This is a genomic window from Aeromicrobium sp., assembly GCF_032084975.1.
Classification (GTDB): domain Bacteria; phylum Actinomycetota; class Actinomycetes; order Propionibacteriales; family Nocardioidaceae; genus Aeromicrobium.
On the sequence record NZ_DAMDLR010000151.1, the window covers coordinates 1 to 2,128 of the forward strand.

Here is a 2,128-nt window from a genome sequence, read left to right on the forward strand (position 1 = left end):
GACCAGCTCGCGCAGCAGCGACGCCACCTGACGGGCGTGGTCGCGCAGGTAGGCGCGGAACAGCGTCGCGACCTGGTCGTTGCGGGAGCGGCCCGCGCGCAGGCGGCCGCCGAGGTCGGGGCCGAGTCGCTCCATCAGGCCGCGCTCGAGCGCGGAATGGACGTCCTCGTCACCGGGCTCGGGGCGGAAGGCGCCCGAACGGACGTCCCCGTCCAGTGCGGCGATGCCGTCCATCATGGCCGCCAGGTCGGCGTCCGAGAGCAGTCCGGCCGAGTGCAGGACCTTCGCGTGCGCCCGTGACCCGGCGAGGTCGTAGGGCGCCAGCCGCCAGTCGAAGTGCGTCGAGCGGGACAGCTCGGTCAGGTCGGGCGAGGGGCCGGACGCGAAGCGGCCGCCCCACAGGCGGGAGTCGCCGGCCTCGACGTCGGTGGATCCGGGCACGGCGGGCGTCAGGTCGGGAGAGTCAGTCATCGGTGGGCACCTTACGGGCGAGGGAGGTCAGGTGGGCGGCGAGGGCCTCCCCGCCGAGGGGGTCGCGCGAGATGAGCATGACGGTGTCGTCCCCGGCGATCGTGCCCAGTGACTCGGTCATCTGGACGTGGTCGATCGCCGAGGCCAGGAACTGCGCGGCACCGGGCGGGGTGCGGAGCACGACGAGGTTGGCCGAGGAGTCCGCCGACACGAGCAGCTCGCGCAGCAGCCGCTGGAGCCGCGTCTGCGCCGCGGACGAGTCCGAAGCCGCCCGGGGGGTGCGGTCGCCACCCTCGGCCGGGACCGCGTAGACGAGGGCACCGTCGCCCTGGCGGACCCGGACGGCGTCCAGCTCGTCGAGGTCGCGCGAGACCGTGGAGATCGTCGCGCTGACGCCACGCCCGCGCAGCAGCTCGACGAGCTCGCCCTGCGAACGGACGTCGCTCGTGCCCAGCAGGTCGATGATGAGCTGCTGGCGGGCCGCCTTCGTGCCGGGGATCATGCGCGGTCCTGCCGTCATCGTCGTTCCAGCAGCCAGGTCAGGATCGCCTTCTGGGCGTGCACGCGGTTCTCGGCCTCGTCCCACACGACCGACTGCGGGCCGTCGATCACGTCGGCGGCGATCTCGAGCCCGCGGTACGCGGGCAGGCAGTGCAGGACGATCGCGTCGGGCGCGGCCCGGGCCATCAGCTCGGACGTCACCGAGTAGTCGCCGAACAGCGCGACGCGCTCGGCCTTCTCGTCCTCCTGGCCCATCGAGACCCACGTGTCGGTGATGACGACGTCGGCACCCGAGACCGCGGCCCCGGGATCCGCCACGACCGTCACCGATCCCCCGGTGCCGGCGGCGATGCGCTCGGCGTCGTTGACGATCTCGGTGTCGGGCCAGAAGCCTTGGGGCGCCCCGATCCGCACGTGCATCCCGGCGGTGGCGCCGCCGAGCAGGTACGAGTGCGCCATGTTGTTGGCGCCGTCGCCGACGTAGGCCACGGTCAGGCCCGCGAGCGAGCCCTTGTGCTCGATGACGGTCTGCCAGTCCGCCAGGATCTGGCAGGGGTGGAAGTCGTCGGACAGGGCGTTGACCACCGGCACGCCGGCGAACTGCGCCATCTGCTCGAGTCCCTCCTGCGCGTACGTGCGCCAGACGATCGCGCTGGCCATGCGACCGAACACGCGGGCCGTGTCGGCGACCGGCTCACCCCGCCCGACCTGCGTGACTCCCGTGTCCATGACGACGGGGTTGCCGCCGAGGTCGGCGACGCCGACGGTGAACGACACGCGCGTGCGGGTCGAGGACTTGTCGAACAGCACGATGACCGACTGCGGGCCGGCCAGCGGGCGCCGCGAGTACGGCTCGGCCTTGAGCTCGGCGGCGAGCGCCAGCACCTCGGCCTGCTCGGCCGGGCTCAGGTCGTCGTCGCGCAGGAAGTGCCGCGGCTGCGTGGTCATGCCATCACCTCGTCCAGGACGGCGCCCAGGGAGGAGATCGCGTGCGCTGCCTCGTCCTCGGTGAGCACGAGCGGTGGCGCCAGTCGCAATCGCCCGGGTGTCGGCGCATTGATGATGAGCCCGGCGTCGAGCGCGGCGGCCTGCACCTCGGCCGCGCGCGGCTCGGTCAGGACGACGCCCCGCAGCAGCCCGCGCCCGGTCACGGACT

3 protein-coding genes and 1 pseudogene are annotated in these 2,128 nt (G+C 73.2%); all 4 read right to left on the reverse strand.

Features of this window, described 5'->3' with window-relative positions; genetic code table 11:
- Positions 1-471, reverse strand: a 471-nt coding sequence (locus RT323_RS16545) for a lyase family protein (RefSeq protein WP_313410384.1), incomplete at its 3' end; no start/stop codon positions are given.
- Positions 464-973, reverse strand: a complete 510-nt coding sequence (locus RT323_RS16550) for an arginine repressor (protein WP_313410386.1) — start codon at positions 971-973, stop codon at positions 464-466. The genes RT323_RS16545 and RT323_RS16550, both read right to left, overlap by 8 nt.
- 14 nt (positions 974-987) lie before the next feature.
- Positions 988-1,920, reverse strand: a complete 933-nt coding sequence (gene argF / locus RT323_RS16555; RefSeq protein WP_313410388.1) for an ornithine carbamoyltransferase — start codon at positions 1,918-1,920, stop codon at positions 988-990.
- Positions 1,917-2,128: pseudogene (locus RT323_RS16560) on the reverse strand (acetylornithine transaminase); the annotation flags it as partial. The gene argF and the pseudogene RT323_RS16560, both read right to left, overlap by 4 nt.

Coding starts and splice junctions, on each gene's coding strand:
- argF (WP_313410388.1), bottom strand. CDS start 1,920: ATGACCACGCAGCCGCGGCACTTCCTGCGCGACGACGACCTGAGCCCG.
- RT323_RS16550 (WP_313410386.1), bottom strand. CDS start 973: ATGATCCCCGGCACGAAGGCGGCCCGCCAGCAGCTCATCATCGACCTG.